The following is a 3,247-nucleotide window of genomic DNA, read 5'->3' on the forward strand; positions in this document are numbered from 1 at the left end:
AAAGACAAAACCCCTACCTGCTCGCGCAGATAGGGGTTTTGCGAAATGAATCTTGACGATGACCTACTCTCACATGGGGAAACCCCACACTACCATCGGCGATGCATCGTTTCACTGCTGAGTTCGGGATGGGATCAGGTGGTTCCAATGCTCTATGGTCGTCAAGAAATTCGGTTGCCAGTGCGTCTTTGCAGACACGCCAGCCAATTCGGATATGTGATCTTTGTGAGTCGCTTCGAACTTTCGGTTCGTTTCGTCTTCACCACCGCAATCTGCAAAGCAAATTGCTTGGGTGTTATATGGTCAAGCCTCACGGGCAATTAGTATTGGTTAGCTCAACGCCTCACAGCGCTTACACACCCAACCTATCAACGTCGTAGTCTTCGACGGCCCTTTAGGGGATTCAAGATCCCAGTGAGATCTCATCTTGAGGCAAGTTTCCCGCTTAGATGCTTTCAGCGGTTATCTCTTCCGAACATAGCTACCCGGCAATGCCACTGGCGTGACAACCGGAACACCAGAGGTTCGTCCACTCCGGTCCTCTCGTACTAGGAGCAGCCCCTCTCAAATCTCAAACGTCCACGGCAGATAGGGACCGAACTGTCTCACGACGTTCTAAACCCAGCTCGCGTACCACTTTAAATGGCGAACAGCCATACCCTTGGGACCGGCTTCAGCCCCAGGATGTGATGAGCCGACATCGAGGTGCCAAACACCGCCGTCGATATGAACTCTTGGGCGGTATCAGCCTGTTATCCCCGGAGTACCTTTTATCCGTTGAGCGATGGCCCTTCCATACAGAACCACCGGATCACTAAGACCTACTTTCGTACCTGCTCGACGTGTGTGTCTCGCAGTCAAGCGCGCTTTTGCCTTTATACTCTACGACCGATTTCCGACCGGTCTGAGCGCACCTTCGTACTCCTCCGTTACTCTTTGGGAGGAGACCGCCCCAGTCAAACTACCCACCATACACTGTCCTCGATCCGGATCACGGACCTGAGTTAGAACCTCAAGGTTGCCAGGGTGGTATTTCAAGGATGGCTCCATGAGAACTGGCGTCCCCACTTCAAAGCCTCCCACCTATCCTACACAAGCAAGCTCAAAGTCCAGTGCAAAGCTATAGTAAAGGTTCACGGGGTCTTTCCGTCTAGCCGCGGATACACTGCATCTTCACAGCGATTTCAATTTCACTGAGTCTCGGGTGGAGACAGCGCCGCCATCGTTACGCCATTCGTGCAGGTCGGAACTTACCCGACAAGGAATTTCGCTACCTTAGGACCGTTATAGTTACGGCCGCCGTTTACCGGGGCTTCGATCAAGAGCTTCGCTTGCGCTAACCCCATCAATTAACCTTCCGGCACCGGGCAGGCGTCACACCCTATACGTCCACTTTCGTGTTTGCAGAGTGCTGTGTTTTTAATAAACAGTCGCAGCGGCCTGGTATCTTCGACCGGCATGGGCTTACGGAGCAAGTCCTTCACCCTCGCCGGCGCACCTTCTCCCGAAGTTACGGTGCCATTTTGCCTAGTTCCTTCACCCGAGTTCTCTCAAGCGCCTTGGTATTCTCTACCTAACCACCTGTGTCGGTTTGGGGTACGGTTCCCAGTTATCTGAAGCTTAGGAGCTTTTCTTGGAAGCATGGTATCAACCACTTCGCACTCTAAAGAGCGCTCGTCATCAGCTCTCGGCCTTGAAATCCCGGATTTGCCTAAGATTTCAGCCTACCACCTTAAACCTGGACAACCAACGCCAGGCTGGCCTAACCTTCTCCGTCCCTCCATCGCAATAACTGGAAGTACAGGAATATTAACCTGTTTTCCATCGACTACGCTTTTCAGCCTCGCCTTAGGGACCGACTAACCCTGCGTCGATTAACGTTGCGCAGGAAACCTTGGTCTTTCGGCGTGCGAGTTTTTCACTCGCATTGTCGTTACTCATGTCAGCATTCGCACTTCTGATACCTCCAGCAAGCTTCTCAACTCACCTTCACAGGCTTACAGAACGCTCCTCTACCGCATCACCAAAGGTGATACCCGTAGCTTCGGTGCATGGTTTGAGCCCCGTTACATCTTCCGCGCAGGCCGACTCGACTAGTGAGCTATTACGCTTTCTTTAAAGGGTGGCTGCTTCTAAGCCAACCTCCTAGCTGTCTAAGCCTTCCCACATCGTTTCCCACTTAACCATGACTTTGGGACCTTAGCTGACGGTCTGGGTTGTTTCCCTTTTCACGACGGACGTTAGCACCCGCCGTGTGTCTCCCATGCTCGGCACTTGCTGGTATTCGGAGTTTGCATCGGTTTGGTAAGTCGGGATGACCCCCTAGCCGAAACAGTGCTCTACCCCCAGCAGTGATACATGAGGCGCTACCTAAATAGCTTTCGAGGAGAACCAGCTATCTCCGAGCTTGATTAGCCTTTCACTCCGATCCACAGGTCATCCGCTAACTTTTCAACGGTAGTCGGTTCGGTCCTCCAGTCAGTGTTACCTAACCTTCAACCTGCCCATGGATAGATCGCCCGGTTTCGGGTCTATACCCAGCGACTAAAGCGCCCTATTAAGACTCGCTTTCGCTACGCCTCCCCTATTCGGTTAAGCTCGCCACTGAATATAAGTCGCTGACCCATTATACAAAAGGTACGCAGTCACCTAACAAAGTAGGCTCCCACTGCTTGTACGCATACGGTTTCAGGTTCTATTTCACTCCCCTCTCCGGGGTTCTTTTCGCCTTTCCCTCACGGTACTGGTTCACTATCGGTCAGTCAGTAGTATTTAGCCTTGGAGGATGGTCCCCCCATGTTCAGACAAAGTTTCTCGTGCTCCGTCCTACTCGATTTCATTGAAAAGAGACTTTCGTGTACGGGGCTATCACCCACTATGGCCGCACTTTCCAGAGCGTTCCACTAATCTCAAATCAACTTAAGGGCTGGTCCCCGTTCGCTCGCCACTACTAAGGGAATCTCGGTTGATTTCTTTTCCTCAGGGTACTTAGATGTTTCAGTTCCCCTGGTTCGCCTCTTGCACCTATGTATTCAGTACAAGATACTCAGCTTATGCTGAGTGGGTTCCCCCATTCAGAGATCTCTGGATCACAGTCTGTTTGCCGACTCCCCAAAGCTTATCGCAGGCTACCACGTCTTTCATCGCCTCTGACTGCCAAGGCATCCACCGTATGCGCTTCTTCACTTGACCATATAACCCCAAGCAATCTGGTTATACTGTGAAGACGACATTCGCCGAAAATTCG

General features: G+C 51.9%; 2 rRNA genes. Both read right to left on the bottom strand.

Annotated features, from left to right (window positions below):
- Positions 1-50: 50 nt before the first annotated feature.
- Positions 51-166, bottom strand: a 5S ribosomal RNA gene (gene rrf / locus APH44_RS28650).
- A gap of 133 nt (positions 167-299) precedes the next feature.
- Positions 300-3,192, bottom strand: a 23S ribosomal RNA gene (locus APH44_RS28655).
- Positions 3,193-3,247: the final 55 nt, after the last annotated feature.

This window comes from Pseudomonas sp. NBRC 111143, assembly GCF_001320965.1.
GTDB classification, from domain to species: Bacteria; Pseudomonadota; Gammaproteobacteria; order Pseudomonadales; family Pseudomonadaceae; genus Aquipseudomonas; species Aquipseudomonas machongensis.